This is a genomic window from Mycobacterium sp. (assembly GCF_002863225.1).
In the GTDB taxonomy this organism is placed as follows: Bacteria; Actinomycetota; Actinomycetes; order Mycobacteriales; family Mycobacteriaceae; genus Mycobacterium.
The window spans coordinates 237,800-256,582 of the sequence record NZ_PKEK01000040.1; the positions used below are offsets into that span (position 1 = coordinate 237,800).

The window sequence follows — 18,783 nt, forward strand, 5'->3', positions numbered from 1 at the left end:
ACCTGCCAGTTAGTAGGAGGGAGATGTTTGGTAGGAGGAAGATGTGCGGGACATCTTCATTGCGCATGGTACGGCCACGAGCAAACTGGGCCCGCCGATAAGACGACAGCGAGGTGAACACTCGGGTCGCATCTTCGTCATCTCGCCAAGCAAGATGTCGGTATGAGCCTGATGGCCCCGTCGCTGGTTGAACTTGCGCGTCGATTCGGCGTCGCCACCGACTACGAGGACTGGAGTGGTCGCCGGATCGACGTCCCGGAAAGCACGTTGGTGGCCGTTCTGGGTGCGCTCGGGGTCAGGGCCGCCGACGAGGCCGAACGCAACGCGGCGCTGACCGCCCAGGAGCGCAGCCATTGGTCGCGGCCGCTGCCGCCGACCATCCTGACCCAGGCGGGCGCATCGACGAAGTTCTGGGTGCACGTCACGCATGGTCAACCGGCCGAGGTCACGCTCGAGCTGGAAGACGGAACCATTCGCACCGGGGTACGGCAGGTGGACAACTTCACTCCGCCCTTCGACCTGGACGGACGACGGATCGGGGAAGCCAGCTTCGTGCTGCCCGATGATCTGCCGCTCGGTTATCACCGCGTCCGGTTGCGCTCGGAGAGCGACGAGGCCAGCGCCGCCCTGATCGTGACCCCGGCATGGCTCGGGGTGCCCGAACGTCTCGGCGCACGTCGCATCTGGGGGCTGGCCACTCAGCTCTACAGCGTCCGGTCCAAACAATCGTGGGGTATCGGCGACCTCGCTGATCTGGTGGATCTCGCGGTGTGGTCGGCGTCGCTGCACGGAGCCGGATACGTCCTGGTCAATCCGCTGCACGCGGCGGAGCCGACGTCGCCCATCGAGCCCTCGCCGTACCTGCCGACCTCACGCCGGTTCGTCAACCCCCTCTACCTGAGGGTGGAGGCCATCCCGGAGTTCGCGCAGCTGGCCAAGCGCGGTCGCGCTCAGCGGCTGCGTGACGGCATCCAGAAACATGCGGCCGCGCGGGATGCAATCGACCGCGACAGTGCGTGGGCGGCGAAGCGGGAAGCGCTGGAGCTGGTCTACGCGGTCCCCCGCACCGCAGGCCGCGAACTGGCCTTCGCGGCGTACCGCGCTCGCGAGGGTGCGGCTCTCGACGACTTCGCCGCCTGGTGCGCGCTGGCTGAGAAGCACGGCAGTGATTGGCGTCGATGGCCCAAGGCGGTGCGCCATCCGAATGCCGACGGGGTCGCCAAGTTCGTCGAAAAGCATTCGGCGACAGTGGATTTCCACCGGTGGCTGCAATGGCAGCTCGACGAGCAGTTGGCCGCCGCGCAGACCCGCGCGCGATCGGCCGGGATGCCGCTGGGCATCGTGCATGACCTGGCCGTCGGCGTGCACCCCAGTGGAGCGGATTCCTGGGCGATGCAGGACACGCTGGCACTGGGGGTTTCGGCCGGTGCGCCCCCCGACGAGTTCAATCAACTCGGTCAGGACTGGTCGCAGCCGCCGTGGCGGCCGGATCGCCTCGACGAACAGGAATACCGGCCATTTCGCGCCCTGATCCGAAGCGTGTTGCGGCATGCCGGCGGGGTTCGGATCGACCACATCATCGGCTTGTTCCGGCTCTGGTGGATTCCGCAGGGCGAGTTGCCGACGCAGGGCACCTATGTGCGTTACGACCACGAGGCGATGATCGGCATCGTCGCGTTGGAGGCCTATCGCGCCGGGGCGCTGGTCGTCGGCGAGGACCTCGGCACGGTCCAACCATGGGTCCGCGACTACCTGCGCGCCCGGGGAGTGCTGGGTACGTCGATTCTGTGGTTCGAACTCGATCGCGACGGTTCCGGCGGCCCACTTCCGGCCGATCGGTGGCGTGAATACTGCCTGTCGTCGGTCACTACTCACGATCTGCCACCCACCGCGGGATACCTGGCGAATGAGCATGTGCGACTGCGTGATTCGCTGGGCTTGCTGACCCGGCCCGTCGACCAGGAACTCGCGGCCGCCGAAAAGGAACGTGCCGCGTGGCTGGCTGAATTACGCCGGGTCGGGCTGCTGTCCAAACACGCCGATGAAGAGCAGACCATATTGGCCCTGTACTCGTATCTCGGCCGCACTCCGTCCCGGTTGCTCGGTCTCGCGCTCACGGACGCGGTCGGCGACAAGCGAACGCAGAACCAGCCCGGCACCACCGACGAATACCCGAACTGGCGCGTCCCGTTGAGCGGACCCGATGGTCGACCGATCCTGCTGGAGGACGTTTTCACCGACCACCGCGCCGCCGCGCTCGCCGAGGTTCTGCGCGTGCAGACAGCCGGTGGGCCAACCGAGAACTCCTGTTAGCTTCGGTTTGCCATGAAGACACTGAAATTCGGTGTGGTCGCACCGGTCGCCGCCGGGGTCACTGCGGATCCACATTGGATGGCGGCCTTCGCGCGGCACGTCGAATCGTGTGGCTTCGAGTCGATCGTCGCCGTCGAACACACCGTGCTCGCGACTCACTACGACAGTGTGTATCCCTACGACCCGTCGGGACGGGTGGAGCTGGAGCCGGACTGTCCGGTCCCGGATCCCCTTGACCTGCTGTCGTTTCTGGCCGCGCACACAGATCGTCTCGAGTTGGCGACCGGCGTGCTGGTGCTGCCCAACCACCATCCCGTTGTGCTCGCCAAACGGGCAGCCACGGTCGATGCGCTGTCAAACGGGAGGCTCCGGCTGTGTGTCGGTGTCGGTTGGCTGCGGGAGGAGATCGAAGCCTGCGGCACCGACTTCTCCTCGCGAGGCCGACGCGCCGACGAGCAGTTGGCGGTGCTGCGGGCGTTGTGGGGTGAAAGTCCCGACGGTGTCACCCACCGCGGTGAGTTCTTCCAGTTCTCCAACGTGGTCTGCAACCCGAAACCGGATGCGGCAAGGCATCTTCCGTTGCATATCGGCGGACACAGCAAGGCGGCGGCTCGGCGGGCCGGGCAGCTGGGCGACGGCTTCCAGCCGCTGGGCGTGGCCGGCGCACAGCTGGCCGAACTGCTCGCGTTGATGCGCGACGAAGCGCTCGCGGCCGGACGGGATCCGGCCGGTATCGAACTGACGCTGGGCCATTCGGTCAGCAAGATCGACGCCGGGCGCGCCGAGCGGCTGGCTGCCCAGGGCGCGGACCGGGTGGTCCTGGCGATGCCACCGGTGCAAGACCTCGACGAGGCCAGGGACGAGCTGTCGGCGTGCGCGCAACGGCTGTCGCTGTCCACGTGACGCTCACCGGAGTCGATCGGGCAGCTCTCAGCGAGCTGGTGCATCGTTACGCCGCCGCCGTCGACGATCGTCAATTCAACGCCGTCGCAGCCCTTTTCACCGCGGACGCTGAACTGTGGCTACCCGATCCCCCGGCGACTCTGGAGCCGACTGGCTGCCACCGCGGCCACACCGAAATCAGCGAAGCGGTCGCCGCCGTCGCCGCCACGCTGCGAACTCAGCACGCGATCGTCGGTGAGGTGTACGACGCGACGTCGCAGCCCGGCACCGCCCGCGGCCGCATCGCCGGCGTCGCGCACCACTGGATCCGTCACGGCGACCAGATCCGCGATGTGATCTGGTATCTGCGCTACGACGACGAGTATCGACAAGTGTCGAGCAGGCAATGGCGAATTCACCGCCGAGCCTTGGCAATCGACGCGATCGACACCACCACGATCAAGCAGGTTCGCCCCGCCGACGAGCAGTGAGACGTCAGTTCTAGCAGCCGAGCATCGCTGCGTCTTCGAGCAGATCAGCGGCCCGTCGGAGACTTTCGGCCGGAGCGGTCACCAGTTCGGCGACCTCCCTGGCTCGGACGGCGTACCGCGGCTCGAGGATGGCGTGCAGGTCGGCAACGAGTGAATCCAGAGTCGACTCCAGAAAGCGGCGTCCGAAACCGGTTTCGAGGTGTGCCACCGACGCTGCCCACACCGGCTGGTCGAGCCCGTTCCACAGCACCAGGGCGGGGACCCCGGCACGCAAGACCGCCGCCGTGGTCCCGGCTCCGCCGTGGTGAACAATTGCGCGACATGCGGGAAAGACGGCGGAGTGGTTCACGTCGCGGACGACTTTGACCCGATCGTTATCCGGGGTGTCGTCAAAATAGTTGGGGCCCAAGCAGATCAACGCACGCACGTCGAGCCGCGCGCATGCCGCGCCGATCACGGTGACCATGTCCTTCGGCCCCGGTACCGGCATGCTGCCGAAGCCGAAGTACACCGGTGGTGCGCCGGACGATATCCACGACAGGACGTCCGCATCGGCGTCGGCCGGCAGCTGCAGGGTCAGGGCTCCGACGAACGGTCGCCGGCCGGCGCTCCCCGCCCACGAGGCGGCCAGGTCGGGTACGCAGATCTCGTCGTAAGCCTGAATCTCCAACGACCCCAGGGGCGACGGCTCTCGGCGTTGTGGCTGATCCGGCGATGGCCGTGACGGCAGGATCTCGGACGGGAAGAAGTGCAGAGCGGCGAGCGGAATACGTTGGTGCTCAGCGACATTGGCGGCAGTCTCCTGCTCGGTCATCCCGGCCACCAGCAGGTTCGCGCCGGCCGCCAGCGAAGTCAGGGTTGCCGTCTTTTCCGCCCCGACCTGAGCGACGTATTCGACCGCCTGCGGAATCGCGCCGAGCGGGTCCCGCAGCATGCGGGTGAAGTCCTCGTCGCCCAGCAACTCCTGCCAGTGCCGTCCGTATGGCTGGACGGCCAAGCCCTTCGACTCGACGTAGGCACGCATCTCGGGGGGCACTGTCATGGCCGTCACCACGTCGTGGCCGCGGCGCTGCAACTCCTCAGCGACGGCGATACACGGCTCGGTGTCGCCGCGACTGCCGTACGCGGCGAGGACGAACTTCACCGGCACAACCTATCTCGCGAGGAAGCGTCCCGCCCGCGTGGTGCCCGGGGGTGTTGGCGTCAACCGGCTTCCGGCAGCGGAATGCCTTCGCTGGTGGAGAACTCCGCATCGTTGTAGGAGGCCAATCCCAACGACACCACCGAACGGGCGAACACCGCGTCGGTCAGATAGGCAAGCGTGACGGCCCAGCGGTTGACTCCGCGCGGGATCGCATACAGGTGGTAGGCACGGGCGACCACTTTCGCCGGGAAGCCGGAAAGCGGGATCTTCAAGGGGTTCGCGACCGCTTTGTGCGGCCCCAGGTCGACGACCAGTCCCATGTCGTGGTGTTTGTATTCGCGAGTCTTGCCGTGCCCGAGGCTGGCTGCGACGTTCTTGGCGAGTGTCTTACCCTGCCGCGTCGCGTGCTGCGCGGTGGGTGGCGTGATTTTTCCCGGCTGCGTCAAGTCGGGCACCGCGGCCGCGTCGCCGGCGGAGAAGACGTCGGGATGACCCGCGACGGAGAGATCGGTCTGCACCTTCAGCCGGCCCTTCTCGGTGGGCAGGCCCAGCGTCCCGATCAGAGGCGCGGCGGTCACGCCCGTCACCCAGGCGACGGTGTGAGTGTCGACTCGCGAATCATCGCTCAGCACAACGTGGTCCGGGTGAACTTCGTTGAGGGTCAGCCCGAGCCGGACGTCGACGCCGCGCTGCCGGAGCACCTTCCTCGCGCGTTCCCCCAGCTTCGGCCCGACCTCCGGCATCACCTGTTCGGCCAAGTCGAGCAGGAGAAACTTCATCGACGCCGGATCGAAGTTCATCTGCTTGGCCGCGGCGTGGGCCAGCGCACGAAGCTGTAGGACGAGCTCGGTGCCGGAATACGAGGCGCCCACGACAACTATGGTCCTTCGCGCCTGCGCCACGGCCGGGTCCTCCTCCAGGGACGCCAGCTCCAGCTGCTCGAGAAAATGATCACGAAGATAAAGCGCCTCTGCGGTCGACTTCAATCCCCTGGCGTACCGCGACAATCCGGGGATGTCGAACAGCCGGGTCACCGAACCGGGCGTGAGCACCAGCCGGTCCCAGGACAGTTCACGGGTGCGCTGTTCGAGGTCGGTGAATTGCAGGCGATGCCCGTCGAGATCCACCTGGTCGACCCGGCCGCGGATCGCTCGGACGCCTTTCAGCGTCCCAGCCAACGGGATGGCGACAAAGCGCGCGTCGACCACTCCGCCGGCCACATCCGGCAGCAGCGGGGTGTAGAGCATGTAGTCGACGGGCGAGATGATGGTCACATCCACATCGGTCTTGCGCAGCTTGCGGGCCAGCCGCCGCGCGCACTCGAACCCGGTGAATCCACTACCGACTACCACTACCGACGTCACCCTGTGTCTGTAGCCATCGGCCCGCGCGCTAAAACCGTTCGCCACTCGCTCTGTTTTCGCTGCAAGCCATCTGGGTAGCCGGGGCTGATGGGAGAAACGGCAACGGACACCGTCGAAGCGGATCGGTCCGCACAGCCCTCCGTCGCCGCGGCGGCAAGGGTTTCGACGACCGGCCTGGTCTTGTCCGTGACAGTCGCAGTGTCCTTTGTCATCTGCCTAATCGGCTTTGCCACCAGGCGGATCGGCGTCGGACTCGACGCGGCGTGCGTGATGCTCCTAGCCAGCGGCCTGACCTTGTCGTGGCTGACTTCGGAGTCGCGGCGTATTCGGGACGCTCAGCGCAGATTGCGTCGCCGCGTCCCTCGTTGAGCCGCGCCGGGGTCATTCCATAACGGCGAGATTGCCCACCGATTTGCGGACGTCCGACTTGATGACTTTGGCCACCAGCTTTCCGAGCGGCCCGTTGAGTAGACCACCGTTCAGATCGGCGGTGAGGTCGAAGGTCGAGCCGGGCTGATTGTCCTTTACGGACATGGCGACCGTTATGCCTACTCCCCCGCGCCCGCGGCCGGTCAGTTCGATCTGGTGGGGCTCGTCGTACTTGGTCACTTCCCAGTGGATGACGTTCCGGAACCCCTTGACCTTGATCAACGACGACACGCGGGTGCCCTCCTTGATGGTCGAGGGAATCTCACCGCGCCAGCCGCCGAAAATCGTCATCCAGTCGCCGAAACGCCCCAAATCCGACGCGAGTTTCCAGGCCGACTCCGGCGAAAGGTTCGACGTCGTCGAGACATTGACTTGTGCCACGTCGGCTGACTCCCTATCGCGATGACTCCCGTGTGTCGGCTGAACATACCCTGACCTGCCGACGGGACAAACCGGCTCAAATACCCGTCCAGGTCTGATCGAGCTGCTCGGCGACGTCGATTACTTGCGCGGCTTGCGATTCTGGTGCGTCGATTTCTTCGCTGACGTACTGCGCGATGAAGCGCCGGATCTCGGCGTCGACGCCACCGATGATTCGCACGATTTCGCCGCGGATGCTCTTTGACGACACGTGCACGGCGATGTCCGACGAACGCGGCTTGGCGACGTCCACAATCAGCAGCAGCGGCTGGGCGGCCCGCGCGGTCGCGCTCAGCGCGATGTCTCCGTCGACGGTGAATCGTTGTTTGTCGATTCGCAAGTCGACCAACAGGTCGATCAGCAACGGGATGTGGATGTCAAACGTGATGCTATCGGCAACATTCCGGGTGACCTTGGGCTGCTTGATGGTGACGGCGGCGCTGACTCTGGCGAGTTTGCCCGGTCCCTGGGCCATCGGCGGCATCTCGAATTGACTGCCGGCAATTGCGGCGAAGGCAGCGCCGACCCGCTCTTCGGTCACCGCCACCTCGAAGAAGCGCCGCCCAAAAGTCTCGTAGCTGACGTACTCAAAGCCCTGCATGAGTAAATACCGTCTCATGCCGACTCGTGTGACGACGCCTGATCCGGCCGTGTCGCGCAGGCGTCGGCGTTACTGATATTCGTCGTCTGGGTAACCGCCAGCCGATGAATATGCAGCGAATTCGACGCGTGGAGCAGCCGGTCGGCTTCCCGTATGTGTGCCGTGGTGATGCGCTGCGATGAGGCTCCGCAAGAGCACGGTCGGCGGGCCCGGGCTGCACCGGGTCCGCAGGGGTCGGGGATTCTCCTACGTCGACGACGACGAGTGTCGTATTGCCGACGATGAAGTGCTGGCGAGGATCGAGGCCTTGGTGATCCCGCCGGCATGGAAAAAAGTGTGGATCTCTCCGCACCCGAACGGCCACATCCAGGCGGTGGGCACCGATGCGGCCGGTCGCTGCCAGTACATCTATCACGAGCGATGGCAGGCCGAGCGCTCAGAGGAAAAGTACGAGCGCACGATAAATCTGGCCAAGCATCTGCCGGGGTGGCGGCTCAACCTGCTGACCGACCTGCGCGGTCGCGGACTGGCGCGCGACCGCGTGTTGGCGCTGGCTCAGCACATGATCGACCAAGGATATTTCCGGGCCGGTGGTGAAGAGTACGTGGAGGAGAACGGCAGCTACGGACTCTCGACGCTGCTACGCGAACACGTGCACCTGCACCGCGACGCTGTCGAGTTCGACTATCCCGCGAAAAGCGGTGTGCGCCGGACGATTTCCCTGGAGGACCCGTTGGTGCTCAGCGCGGTTCGTTCGCTGCTGCGCGCCGATACGACTAGTCCGCGCCTGCTGGTGTTCCGCACCTCGGACGGCTGGTCCGAGGTGCACGCCGACGACATCAACCTGCGATTCCGGGAATTGGTCGGTGACGAGTACAGCGTCAAAGACTTGCGGACGTGGCACGGCACGGTGCTGGCTGCCGAGGCGTTCGCCATTGCACGTGAACCGTCGTCGAAGACGGCGCGTCGGCGCGAAGAAGCGGCCGTCATGCGCGCGGTATCCGATCAGTTGGGCAACACGCCGGCTGTGGCACGGCGGTCCTACGTCGACCCCCGTGTGGTCTTGGCTTATGAACAGGGCCTGACCATCGCTCCGGCGTTACGGCACGCCGCACGCAAACGAAGCCCGGAGGCGCGGCGCGAATCGATCGAGCGGGCAACGGTGCGGATGATCAGACGAATCAGTCGAAAGTAGTTGTCCGTCAGCATTGCTCAACTATTGCTGCTCAATGTCACTGACTCACAGCATTTTTGGCGTCAGCGAGTTTCCTGCCGCGAGGGTCGATCACTTGTCGGCGCGCGGGTGCGAGTCTCGAACAGTGGCTGGAGAACCGATGAATAACCCGCTCCCACTGCCACGTTAGCGATGCATCTGACGTAAAACACCGCGCTCCAAAGCGGTTTTACCCCGGTGACGAATAACACTTTGCTAAACAGGGCTTTTGGCCTAAAGTTGCTGCATCTGAGGCTTTATCGGGCGAAAAGTCAAGAACGAGTTACTCTTCCACGCGTGTCGAATTGACTTTGTGTCACCCCTTTCACCAGCGCTTATTCCTGGTGAATGAGATCCACGTCATGCCATCTGCGCAAAAGTGATGGGCTGCACAAAGTTTGGTTGTCTATTGATTCGATCAGTACCGTCCCGGCTCATGTTTGTTTTAGCGACGCTGATGACCCTGCTCCAGCAGATGTCAGGCACGCCGTACATCACCGGAGGAAACTCCCCGGCGGGAACGGACTGTTCGGGCCTGGCGTCTTTGGTATCGAACGTGGCAACCGATCGACCGGCTTTCAGTGGCCGGTTCAACACCGGTGACGAAGAGTCCGCTCTGCTGGCCCGCGGCTTCAGGCACGGCACTGCCCCGGGCGCGCTGGTGATCGGCTGGAACGGTGGTCACACGGCCGTGACGCTGCCCGACGGCACTCCGGTGTCCAGTGGCGAAGGCGGCGGCGTGCGGATCGGCGGCGGCGGCGCTTACCAACCGCAGTTCAACCACCACATGTATCTGCCGGTCGACCCCGAGGGTCCCCCGGACGCCCCGCCCATCCTGGTCAACGCGGTTACCCCGGAACCGCCACCGCCGGGTCCCGCACCCGAGGAGCCCGCTCCGCCCGCACCGGCGCCCGAAGCGGCCCCGGCCGGCGATGTAACTGCCGACGCACCCGTTCCACCGCAAGCAGCCTGACAACCGTCAGACCGAGAAGCGTTCCCGATACCGGGTGTACCGGATGGGCAGCTCGTGTTCGTCGAGGCCGAACATCTCCGCCGACGTCGCGATGCTGCCCATTCGCCCGCGCTGGTGACTTTCCAGATATCCGACCATCGCGCCGCGCGCCGGGTCCGTGAGCGGTTCGCCGGCGAGGTGATAGATCCGCTCGACGGTGCCGATTTCGTCAGCCATGAAGTCGTCGAAGCGGACGTCGATCGATCGTTCCGGCGGTATGAGGTCCCGATCCCGAATCAGGGCCCGCAACATCAGTGCAAGACGCTGCGACCACGATTCAGCGATGTCGTGCACCGGCACCGGTGAGCGGTGCATTCGTGCCGTGTAGGCGAGCATTGCGAGCATTGACAACACCACCGGCACCGGGTCGCGGTGGGTGAACACCACGACGACACCGGGAAAGACCGCGTCTAGAACCGGCAGTTGTTCGAGGTGCTGAGGCGACTTCAGCAGCCAGCGTCGGCCACCGCGGAGGAATTGCAGCGCCTTCAGTTGCAATTTCAGATGCTCGTAGGACGACGTCTGATCGTGGCCCAGGTAGTAGTCGCGCCAGCGCGGGACATGAGCGAGTGTCTCGAAGAGCATCGTGGAGAAGTCGTTGGCCAGCAGCTGGATCTCTTCGTGGGCATGCTCAGTGGTCATCTCGTGCATCAGCGGGAAGTGCGGCATCGCCGCATTCATGAAGTCGACCGCGGCATCCATCCGTCCTCGGCGCGGATCCGGTTCGATTCCCCGCTCGGCCGGCAAGGGGAACGGCTCCACACTCTCCCAGTACGGAAGGGATCTGAAGGTAGGCCCGGCCGCGAGCAAATTGTGCAGGTGGGTGGTGCCGGTGCGGGGCAGGCCGGCGATGACGACCGGTGGCAGCAACTCGATCTGGTGGATCTCGGGATGACGCGCCAACAGGTCGTTGAGCAGCAGCCGATTTTTGAGCGACTGCAGCACCTGGGCATGGAAGTTGACGATCCCGGCGCCGTGCAGGCCGCCGATCTCACCCAAGGCGGCCAGGTAGACCTCGAGGCGCTCCCGATAATCGTCCGGTCCGAAGTCCGTCAGCCCCGTCTCGACCGCGGCCTTGGCGTGCAGTGTCGCGCTGTCCAGTGGGCACTCGGCGGCCATACCGGCCATCAGCTGGTGGAGTTGATCGATCTCGGGGCTGAACCGCGGTGCGTCCAGGTCATCGAGATGCACCGGCGGCGGTGCCGTATTGGTCATGGCGAATTATGTTACTCTGAGTTTCGTAATGACGACGGAACTTGGGCGGCCACGCGACAAGCGCATCGACGGCGCGGTGCTCCGCTCGACGGTCGACCTGCTCGCCGAGACCGGATACGCCGCCCTTTCGGTTGACGCCATCGCGCGCCGGGCCGGCACCAGCAAGCCCGCCATTTACCGGCGCTGGGCCAGCAAGGCACACCTGGTCCACGAGGCGGTCTTTCCCATCGATGACGCCACGGCGCTGCCGGACACCGGTTCGCTGGCCGGAGATGTTCGCGAGATGGTCCGCCGGACCGCGGCTGTGCTCACGACTCCAGCTGCTCGGGCGGCGCTGCCCGGACTGGTCGGCGAGATGGCTGCCGACCTGACTTTGCACGGGGTCCTGCTGGAGCGGTTCGGCGACATCCTTTCGCGCGGGTTGACCGACCGGCTTGCCGATGCCGTCGTGCGCGGCGAGGTTCGGCCCGACGTCACGGCCGCCGACGTCGTCGAGGTCGTCGCCGGCACCACCTTTCTGGCCCTGCTCACCCGCGGCGACACTCTGGGCGACGCGTGGGTGCGCCGCACCGCCGACTTCATCACGAGAGGAATCCGCGGATGACCGACGTCCAGCATGAATCCACTGCCGCATGGCATGAACTGCTGGCGACCCTGGGCGGTTTGGACCGGTCGTTCCTCGACGGAGAGCGCGCCGTCACCGACGACCGGCAGATCGCTGACGGCTACCGGATGCTCGCCACCACGTTGGGGGTGGCCTTCGACACCTATCTGTTCGCAGAGCCGAGTCGCCCGGATTTCGTGGCGGTCAACACTCCCTTCCGGCGGGACCGCCGCTGGGGAGGAGACAACACCGATGCCTACTACTACATCTGCCCGGTGGACCCCCGTCGCCGCTATCGCATCAGCGGCAACCGGGGTGACAGCGTCTACTTCTCCCTTACCGCCTACAACGAGCCGGCGCCGGGAGCCTGGTCGGACCGCATCGTGGCCATCGCGCGCGACGACGACCTCGAGTTCGATGCCGACGGCAACTTCTCGTTCGACTTCGGGCCGACACCCGATGCCGCAGTGTTGATGACCCGCGACTACCAGGCCGACCCACGGACCGGACGCCGGGTCCGCTGGCACATCGAGTCGCTCGACGAACCCGCGGACGTTCGGCATGGCGATGCCGAGACGGCGGCGAAGCTTCGCGCCGCGGCAGCCTGGATGCGCACCATGTTCGCGATCATCCCGCTGGCGGTGGGTGCCAGGGTCGATGACACGCATGCCCTCGGCCACGAGATCGTCCACGCAGCAAACCAATTCGCGGAGCCCTACCAGGTGCCCGACGCCAACTTCGGCTGGTCGGCCCGCGATGCCTGTTACTCCTACGGCAGCTTCGAGCTCGACGACGACGAAGCGCTGGTCATCACCCACCGGCCGCCCGCCTGCCGCTTCTGGAACCTGGTGGTGTGGAACCAGTTCATGGCAACGCACGGTGTCAGTGACGGCCGTTGTTCATTGAATGGCCACAGCGCGGTACCCAACGCCGACGGATCGGTGACGATTGTGCTCAGTCGGGGCCTGACGGCACATCCGAATTCGCTGACCACACTTGACTATCCCCGCGGTAACCTCGCGTTTCGCTGGTTTCTGGCCGATCAGGTGCCGGCCCTGCCCCGCGCGCAACTGGTGAAAGTGGCTGATGCGCCGACCGGTATCGACGGCCCGTGTTGAATCAGTCTGCAGCGCTACCCAACTGATAGCGACCTGTCGGGTCGGGCGCCGTCGGCCTGCAGAAAGTGCCACAGGCTACGCCCAGAGAATTCTTAGTTTGGCCAAGCTTTTGTATGGGAACCTTCTGCGTCATGAATGCGCGTCGAGTCAATCGTTCAGTTGGTGCCGCACTGATCGCAGCGTGGGGGCTGGGCGCCTCCGCTCTCCCCGTCGGCATAGTCCCCTCGGCATCCGCCCAGCCGTGTCCCGACACCCAGGTGGTATTCGCCCGCGGCACCGGCGAAGAGCCGGGTGTGGGGCCGACCGGACAGGCCTTCATCGACGCGCTCCGCGGCCGCCTGGGCAACAAGTCGCTGGAGGTCTACCCGGTGAACTATCCAGCGAGCGACCAATGGTCGACCGGTCTGGATGGCATCCGGGACGCCGGAGCGCACGTGGTGTCGGAGGCCAAGACGTGCCCCAACACCAAGATGGTGCTCGGCGGCTACTCACAGGGCGCGGCGGTCGCAGGCTTCGTGACGTCTCCCGCGGTTCCGGACTCGGTGCCGAAAGACGTCGATCCGGCGACCATCCCGAAGCCGCTGGACCCAGCCTTGGCTGATCACGTCGCGGCAGTCGTGCTGTTCGGTACGCCCAACGTCCGGGCAATGGACTTCCTCGGCCAACCCCAGCTGGTGATCGGGCCGCTGTACCAGGCCAAGACCATCGAGGTTTGTGCGGTCGAAGATCCGGTCTGCTCGGAGGGCGTGAACTTCTCCGCGCACAACAGTTACGTCGACGACGGCAGTGTGATCGCGCAGGGAGCCGACTTCGCCGCCAATCGTCTGCAAGGACCCGGCGGATCACCGGCAGCCCGGACGGCTCAGCACGGCGGCTTCGGCAGCTGAACCAGCCTGCTCCGGCACCGCTCCTGAGCCCATCCGGTGGGTCGTCATCAGTTTGGCGCTCAACCTGATTCGGTTGGACTCGCGGCGCCGCGACATTTCCGTACGGCGCAAAACGCGATTCGTCGCGCCTGCGATTCTGCGTGGGCTAGCGTCGAGGTCGGTCTGTTGCCGCATGCCGAACGGAGAACATCGATGACGATACGTGTCGCCCACGTCGGTACCGGGAATGTCGGTCGGCTGGCGTTGATCGAGCTGATCGAGAACCCACAGTTCGAGCTCACCGGAGTCTGCGTCTCGACGCCCGCGAAGGTCGGCAGAGACGCCGGTGAACTCGCCGGCTTGGCGGTCGTGACCGGAATCGCCGCGGTCGACAACCTCGATGCCCTGCTGGCCGCCGAACCGGATTGCGTCGTGTACTGCGCGATGGGCGACACGCGTCTGCCCGAAGCGATGGCCGACGTCATGCGGATTCTCGCCGCCGGCGTCAATGTGGTCGGGTCGTCGCCCGGGTTGCTGCAGTATCCCTGGGGTGTGATGCCGGACAAGTACATTCAACGTGTCGAAGATGCTGCGGTGCAGGGGAATTCGAGTCTTTTCATCTCCGGCGTCGACCCGGGGTTCGTCAACGACCTGATCCCGTTCGCGCTGGCCGGCACGTGTCAGCGTATCGAGCAGGTCCGCTGCATGGAGATCCACGATTATGCGTCCTACGACGGTGCAGAGGTCATGCACTACATGGGTTTCGCGCGGCCCCTGGACGAGATTCCGATGCTGCTGCAGCCGGGTGTGCTCAGCATCGCGTGGGGCACTGCGATCCGGCAGTTGGCCGCGGGTCTGGGCATCGAAGTGGACGAAATCACCGAGTCCTACCAACGCGAGCCGGCGCCCGAGGACTTCGACATCGCGGTCGGTCACGTGGCCAAAGGAACGTTGGCGGTGTTGCAGTTCGAAATCCGCGGCATGGTCAACGGCCACCCGGCGATCGTCATCGAGCACATCACCCGGTTGCGTCCGGATTTGCGACCCGACTTACCGCAGCCCGCCGCGGGCGGTGGCTCGTACCGCATCGAGATCACCGGCGAGCCTTCCTACGCGGTCGACATCGTGCCGAGCAGTCGGTACGGGGACCACAACCAGGCCGCGATCTGCGGCGCGGCCGGCCGCATCGTCAACGCTATTCCGGCAGTGGTCGCGGCCGCACCGGGCATCAGGTCGACGCTGGACCTCCCGCTAGTCACCGGTCGAGCGTTGTACGCCCGTGACGAGGTCGCCGCCCGCTAGTTTCGAAAACTACTCTCTCACTGAAGTTTCGGGGATCTGAGTCCACGCATCGGATGCTCAGCGTCGTGTGCTTCGGCAACGGTGGTTGACGCGAGCGGCTTTCAGATCAGTCGCTGCCTTCGGCGCGTGCGCCGCGAGAGCACTGTTTCAGGAGTACTGCCGCCGGTCGCCGATGAGATACGGTTTCCGTCACAGGAGTCAAAGGAGAGCGGTCGATGAGAATTCCCCCGGCAGTGGCAGCCGCCGCGGTGATCACGGCGACTCTGGTGGGAGTGTCGGCCTGCGGGAACGACTCCCAATCGGCCAAGCCGGAGTCGAGTTCGAGCACCACTCCCCGCCCGGTGATCACGGACTACACCACGCTGCTGATCAAGGCCGGCGACATCAAAGCACCCGATGCCTTCACCGCGGGCCCGGCGACGAAAAACCCGAACGGTGAGCAGGGTGCGACGGTCACGTTCACCGACCAAGATCACAGCCACGCCATTGTCGACACCATCCACGTCTTGCCGGACATCCAAGCCGCAGCCGGCGCCCTGGAATCGGCGAAGGCCACTCACCGTGAAACTCTTCTCGCCAAGTCGCTGAACGCCGAGGTCGGCGTCAGCGGCGCGACGATATCGGGATTGTCGCCGGACCACTCCAAAGGGGTGACGGTGCTGGTGTTCACCCGGGACAGGGTGTTGGTCACGCTGGAATTCGACGGTCCCTCGTTTGCCTTGGCCCCGCAGGAGTTCATCACCCAGGTCGGCCAGAAGCAGGACGAGGCGGTCAAAGCGGCTTTCGGCGGCTGACCGCCAAGATCCACGGCAATTCGCAATCAACGGGCTGTTCGCCGATGGCCTCAGAACGCTTCCGGATTCTGTTGCACGTCGACGGGGACCGGGTGGTTGTAGAGCCGTGAAGCGTTCTCCCAGGTGAACTTTCGAATCAGGTGTGGGGATAGGTCGCCGATCTGCTCGTGCACGGTTTCCTGCGTGTGCGGCCATGTCGAGTCGCAATGCGGGTAGTCGGCTTCCAGCATGATGTTGTCGGCGCCGATACGGTCGTGCTGCACGAAGGACGACTTGTCTTCCACTGCGCAGAACCAGAAGTTGCGGGTGAACACCTCGGCCGGCGTGAGCCTCTCACCCAGCGCCGCCCACGTGCCATACATCTCGTGATAGCTGAGCATGTGGTCGAGCCGGTCCAATAGCCCAGCGACCCAACCGATTCCGCCCTCGGACAGACAGATCTTCAGATCGGGAAATCTGCTGGGCAGCCCTGAGTACAGCCAATCGACCGCCGCTGAGATGGCGTAGGCGAAGAACAGCACGCCCTGTACATCCGGTGGCGCGTCCTCGGTCGTCGACGGCGACGAGCCCGAAGATCCGATGTGCAGGTTCACCACGGTCCCGGTGTCGGCGCAGGCAGCCATCATCGGATCCCAGTGGCCCGAGTGGATGCTCGGCAATCCCAGCATCGACGGGTTCTCGCTGAACGTCACGGCGTGAAAGCCGCGCCCGGCGTTCTCCCGGATCATCTGGGCGCCGAGGTCGGGATCGAGCAGCCACGGCAGCTGGCACGGAATGATCCGTCCGGGGTAGGAACCGGCCCACACTTCGTGGTGCCAGTCGTTCCAAGCCCGCACCGAGGCCAACGCAAGGTCGCGATCGTTGGTCACCTGCTGGAGGCGCTGGCCGGCGAAGCCCGGCAGAAATGAGGGGAAATTCAACGACGCGTAGACGCCATTGAGGTTCATGTCGTTGACCCGCTCGTGGATGTCCCATGCGCCCCTACGCATTTCGTCGAAACGAACCGGCTCGAAACCGTACTCGGACACCGGCCGCCCGACGACGGCATTGAAGCCTACATTCGGCAGTGCCTGGTTGTCGTAGACCCAGGTCTGACCACCGTCGGCCGTGTCGACGACCTTGGGGGCGCGGTCAGCGAGGCGCTGTGGAAGGCGTCCGGTGAAGGTGTCCGGCGGTTCGACGATGTGGTCATCCACGGAGATCAGCGTGTAGCGGCGGTGCGCCCGGGGCGGATCCGGCAGGAAGGTCACCGATCGGTCTTCTCCGGTCTTGGCGGTGGTGAAGTTCAGGTCGGCAGCCAAGTCGTCGATCGATTTCATCGCCACCCCTTCAGTCCAGCACCGCGGGATCGGTTTTGACGGTGAGCGTCAGGAACGTCCATCGTCGGTCTCCATCCTGACCTGAACATCTTCGCGCAGTACACCTTTGGCGATCTTGCCACCCGACGATCGCGGCAGTTCATCCATCACGATAAGCCGCTCGGGCAACAGCTCTTTCGAAACTCCGGCCGCCAGGAGGTAGTCGGTGAGGTCGGGCAGGCTGATCGTCTGCGAATCGACCAGTTCGGTATAGAGACAAACCTTTTCACCGAAAACCGGGTCGGCCATCGCTACCGCCGCGGCGACCGCGATCGCGGGGTGCATGGTCGCAGCGTCCTCGACCTGGGCGGCGCTGATGTTCTTGCCGCCGCGCAGGATGAAATCCGACGTGCGACCGGTGACGCTCAGATATCCATCGGCGTCGATCTCGCAGATGTCACCCATCCGCATCCAGCCGTCGCGGGTGAACAGCTTGTCGTGGCCGGTGCCGCCCAGGTAGCCCAGACTGGTGGCGGGACCCCGACAGGCCGGCTGCCCACGGCCGATGTCGGTGACATCCCGATCGCCGTCGAACAGTCGCACCGACATCTCCGGCACTATCCGGCCCCCTGTCCGCAGCCGGCGGGGCTGCGAATCGTCCACCGTGGTGGCGCTCAGCATGCCGGTCTCGTTCGAGCCGTAGAACTGGAGAATCGTTGCCCCGGTCAACTTCTCGAACTCTGCGGCAGGCCGGTACGGCAGCGCCTCGCCGCCGGTGAACACCACCCGCAACGAGCTCAGGTCGTACTCCTTCGACGCGCTGTCCGCAATGAGCATTGTCAATTGCGTACTGACGCAACACAGCACGGTGACGCGATGCTCGGCAATCGCCTCACACGTCGCCCTGGCGCTGAAGCGTTCCAGCAGGACGGCGGTGGCACCCAGGAATATCGGCGTGGTGTGACTGGTCCAAAGCCCGAATCCGAATGGCGTGGGAATGACGGGCAGGAAAACGTCGTCCGGTATCAGGCGACCGTTCGCGAGGGCCTTCTGATGGAAGTAGTACCAACGGTTCTGGGTGTGGACCACGCATTTGGGCAGTCCTGTGGTGCCGGACGTGGAGTTGATCAGGAAGGGGTCGTCGGAGCCGATCGGCTCGCCTGCCGGCAATCCGATCGGCGGGGCTTGGAGATCCAGGCGCGATCCGGGCGTGAGTGACACCACCGGTACGGAAGCGTCGACCAGGCCGGCCGCGGCGCGGACCGCGTCGTCTTTGCGTGGTGCGTCGCAGATCAACATGTCCGGCCGCGAGCTGTGCAGTATCGAGGTCACCTCTCGGGTGCCGGCTCGTGCGCCGATACCGACGACGATCCCGCCGCAGCGCTCGATGGCGACCAACAGCACGTGGATATTTGCGGAGTCGCCGTGCCATACCGCGATCCGGTCTCCTCGCGACACGCCGGCGCCGGCCAGTTGTTCAGCCAAACTAGTTGCAATGCCATCGAATTCGTGCCACGTCAACGACGGGCCGTGGTGGTCGATGTAGGCCGGGCGGTCTGGACTCTGCTCGGCGTTACGGCTGACCGCGGCGGAAAGCGTCAGGTCGGACCACCAGCCCGCAGCGCGATAGCGGGCTGATTCCTCGTCGGTGAAGGCCGGCGAGCCCACCGTGTCCAGGCCGCCGGTGCTCATCACCCGATGATATGGCGACGGGCCG

General features: G+C 65.2%; 16 protein-coding genes and 1 pseudogene. 10 read left to right on the forward strand and 7 right to left on the reverse strand.

Annotated elements, in window-relative coordinates; genetic code table 11:
* Positions 1-162 precede the first annotated feature (162 nt).
* The 3 genes from malQ to CYU59_RS12035 are packed head-to-tail and all read left to right on the forward strand — an operon-like array spanning position 163 to position 3,686.
* Entirely contained in the window at positions 163-2,313 is a 2,151-nt protein-coding gene (gene malQ, locus CYU59_RS12025) for a 4-alpha-glucanotransferase (protein WP_292989540.1), read from the forward strand.
* A gap of 21 nt (positions 2,314-2,334) precedes the next feature.
* A complete protein-coding gene (locus CYU59_RS12030; protein ID WP_292989768.1) occupies positions 2,335-3,216 on the forward strand; it encodes an LLM class F420-dependent oxidoreductase in 882 nt (293 codons plus the stop codon).
* Complete coding sequence (locus CYU59_RS12035; RefSeq protein WP_292989542.1) at positions 3,213-3,686, forward strand: nuclear transport factor 2 family protein; 474 nt, start codon at positions 3,213-3,215, stop codon at positions 3,684-3,686. Before CYU59_RS12030 ends, CYU59_RS12035 begins: the two co-directional genes overlap by 4 nt.
* Before the next feature lie 10 nt (positions 3,687-3,696).
* Here CYU59_RS12035 and CYU59_RS12040 read toward each other — a convergent pair whose 3' ends face one another.
* The 4 genes from CYU59_RS12040 to CYU59_RS12055 all read right to left on the reverse strand — a co-directional run bounded on the left by CYU59_RS12040 (position 3,697) and on the right by CYU59_RS12055 (position 7,644).
* Positions 3,697-4,830: a nucleotide disphospho-sugar-binding domain-containing protein gene (locus CYU59_RS12040; protein WP_292989544.1), complete on the reverse strand. Its 1,134-nt coding sequence runs from the start codon at positions 4,828-4,830 to the stop codon at positions 3,697-3,699.
* A gap of 59 nt (positions 4,831-4,889) precedes the next feature.
* Complete coding sequence (locus CYU59_RS12045; RefSeq protein ID WP_292989546.1) at positions 4,890-6,194, reverse strand: NAD(P)/FAD-dependent oxidoreductase; 1,305 nt, start codon at positions 6,192-6,194, stop codon at positions 4,890-4,892.
* A gap of 381 nt (positions 6,195-6,575) precedes the next feature.
* On the reverse strand, positions 6,576-7,004 hold the full coding sequence (locus tag CYU59_RS12050; RefSeq protein WP_292989548.1) for an SRPBCC family protein: 429 nt from the start codon (positions 7,002-7,004) through the stop codon (positions 6,576-6,578).
* Between the two features lie 76 nt (positions 7,005-7,080).
* Positions 7,081-7,644: a hypothetical protein gene (locus CYU59_RS12055; RefSeq protein ID WP_292989550.1), complete on the reverse strand. Its 564-nt coding sequence runs from the start codon at positions 7,642-7,644 to the stop codon at positions 7,081-7,083.
* A gap of 178 nt (positions 7,645-7,822) precedes the next feature.
* Between CYU59_RS12055 and CYU59_RS12060 the strand changes: the two genes are divergently transcribed.
* Together CYU59_RS12060 and CYU59_RS12065 are read left to right on the forward strand one after the other, a co-directional pair.
* Entirely contained in the window at positions 7,823-8,839 is a 1,017-nt protein-coding gene (locus CYU59_RS12060; protein ID WP_292989553.1) for a DNA topoisomerase IB, read from the forward strand.
* Positions 8,840-9,293: 454 nt separating this feature from the next.
* Positions 9,294-9,662 (forward strand): annotated as a pseudogene (locus CYU59_RS12065) (peptidoglycan endopeptidase); the annotation flags it as partial.
* 174 nt (positions 9,663-9,836) lie between these two features.
* Here the strand turns inward: CYU59_RS12065 and CYU59_RS12070 are convergent.
* Positions 9,837-11,084, reverse strand: coding sequence for a sulfotransferase (locus CYU59_RS12070; RefSeq protein WP_292989556.1), 1,248 nt, complete (start codon positions 11,082-11,084; stop codon positions 9,837-9,839).
* Positions 11,085-11,112: 28 nt separating this feature from the next.
* Here CYU59_RS12070 and CYU59_RS12075 point away from each other — a divergent pair, with 28 nt between their 5' ends.
* From CYU59_RS12075 to CYU59_RS12095, 5 genes are all read left to right on the forward strand, one after another.
* The gene (locus CYU59_RS12075) at positions 11,113-11,688 is read left to right on the forward strand and encodes a TetR/AcrR family transcriptional regulator (RefSeq protein ID WP_292989558.1); all 576 of its coding nucleotides are present in this window, start codon (positions 11,113-11,115) and stop codon (positions 11,686-11,688) included.
* Positions 11,685-12,806, forward strand: coding sequence for a DUF1214 domain-containing protein (locus tag CYU59_RS12080; RefSeq protein ID WP_292989560.1), 1,122 nt, complete (start codon positions 11,685-11,687; stop codon positions 12,804-12,806). The genes CYU59_RS12075 and CYU59_RS12080 overlap by 4 nt, the downstream gene beginning before the upstream one ends.
* A 113-nt stretch (positions 12,807-12,919) precedes the next feature.
* Positions 12,920-13,693 carry a cutinase family protein gene (locus tag CYU59_RS12085; RefSeq protein WP_292989563.1) on the forward strand — a complete coding sequence of 258 codons (774 nt, stop codon included), beginning with the start codon at positions 12,920-12,922 and terminating at the stop codon, positions 13,691-13,693.
* A 192-nt stretch (positions 13,694-13,885) separates the two neighbouring features.
* Entirely contained in the window at positions 13,886-14,974 is a 1,089-nt protein-coding gene (locus tag CYU59_RS12090) for a diacylglycerol kinase (RefSeq protein WP_292989566.1), read from the forward strand.
* A gap of 215 nt (positions 14,975-15,189) precedes the next feature.
* Complete coding sequence (locus CYU59_RS12095; protein ID WP_292989568.1) at positions 15,190-15,768, forward strand: hypothetical protein; 579 nt, start codon at positions 15,190-15,192, stop codon at positions 15,766-15,768.
* A 50-nt stretch (positions 15,769-15,818) separates the two neighbouring features.
* Here CYU59_RS12095 and CYU59_RS12100 read toward each other — a convergent pair whose 3' ends face one another.
* The gene (locus tag CYU59_RS12100) at positions 15,819-17,087 is read right to left on the reverse strand and encodes an amidohydrolase family protein (RefSeq protein WP_292989570.1); all 1,269 of its coding nucleotides are present in this window, start codon (positions 17,085-17,087) and stop codon (positions 15,819-15,821) included.
* Positions 17,088-17,135: 48 nt separating this feature from the next.
* Positions 17,136-18,758, reverse strand: a complete 1,623-nt coding sequence (locus CYU59_RS12105) for a class I adenylate-forming enzyme family protein (protein WP_292989572.1) — start codon at positions 18,756-18,758, stop codon at positions 17,136-17,138.
* Positions 18,759-18,783: the final 25 nt, after the last annotated feature.

Bases quoted from the DNA above. Each gene is read 5' to 3' on its own strand.
- CYU59_RS12080 (WP_292989560.1), top strand. From the start codon at position 11,685: ATGACCGACGTCCAGCATGAATCCACTGCCGCATGGCATGAACTGCTG.
- CYU59_RS12060 (WP_292989553.1), top strand. From the start codon at position 7,823: ATGAGGCTCCGCAAGAGCACGGTCGGCGGGCCCGGGCTGCACCGGGTC.
- CYU59_RS12100 (WP_292989570.1), bottom strand. From the start codon at position 17,087: ATGAAATCGATCGACGACTTGGCTGCCGACCTGAACTTCACCACCGCC.
- CYU59_RS12085 (WP_292989563.1), top strand. From the start codon at position 12,920: ATGGGAACCTTCTGCGTCATGAATGCGCGTCGAGTCAATCGTTCAGTT.
- CYU59_RS12070 (WP_292989556.1), bottom strand. From the start codon at position 11,084: ATGACCAATACGGCACCGCCGCCGGTGCATCTCGATGACCTGGACGCA.
- CYU59_RS12105 (WP_292989572.1), bottom strand. From the start codon at position 18,758: ATGAGCACCGGCGGCCTGGACACGGTGGGCTCGCCGGCCTTCACCGAC.
- CYU59_RS12090 (WP_292989566.1), top strand. From the start codon at position 13,886: ATGACGATACGTGTCGCCCACGTCGGTACCGGGAATGTCGGTCGGCTG.
- CYU59_RS12095 (WP_292989568.1), top strand. From the start codon at position 15,190: ATGAGAATTCCCCCGGCAGTGGCAGCCGCCGCGGTGATCACGGCGACT.
- CYU59_RS12075 (WP_292989558.1), top strand. From the start codon at position 11,113: ATGACGACGGAACTTGGGCGGCCACGCGACAAGCGCATCGACGGCGCG.
- malQ (WP_292989540.1), top strand. From the start codon at position 163: ATGAGCCTGATGGCCCCGTCGCTGGTTGAACTTGCGCGTCGATTCGGC.
- CYU59_RS12055 (WP_292989550.1), bottom strand. From the start codon at position 7,644: ATGCAGGGCTTTGAGTACGTCAGCTACGAGACTTTTGGGCGGCGCTTC.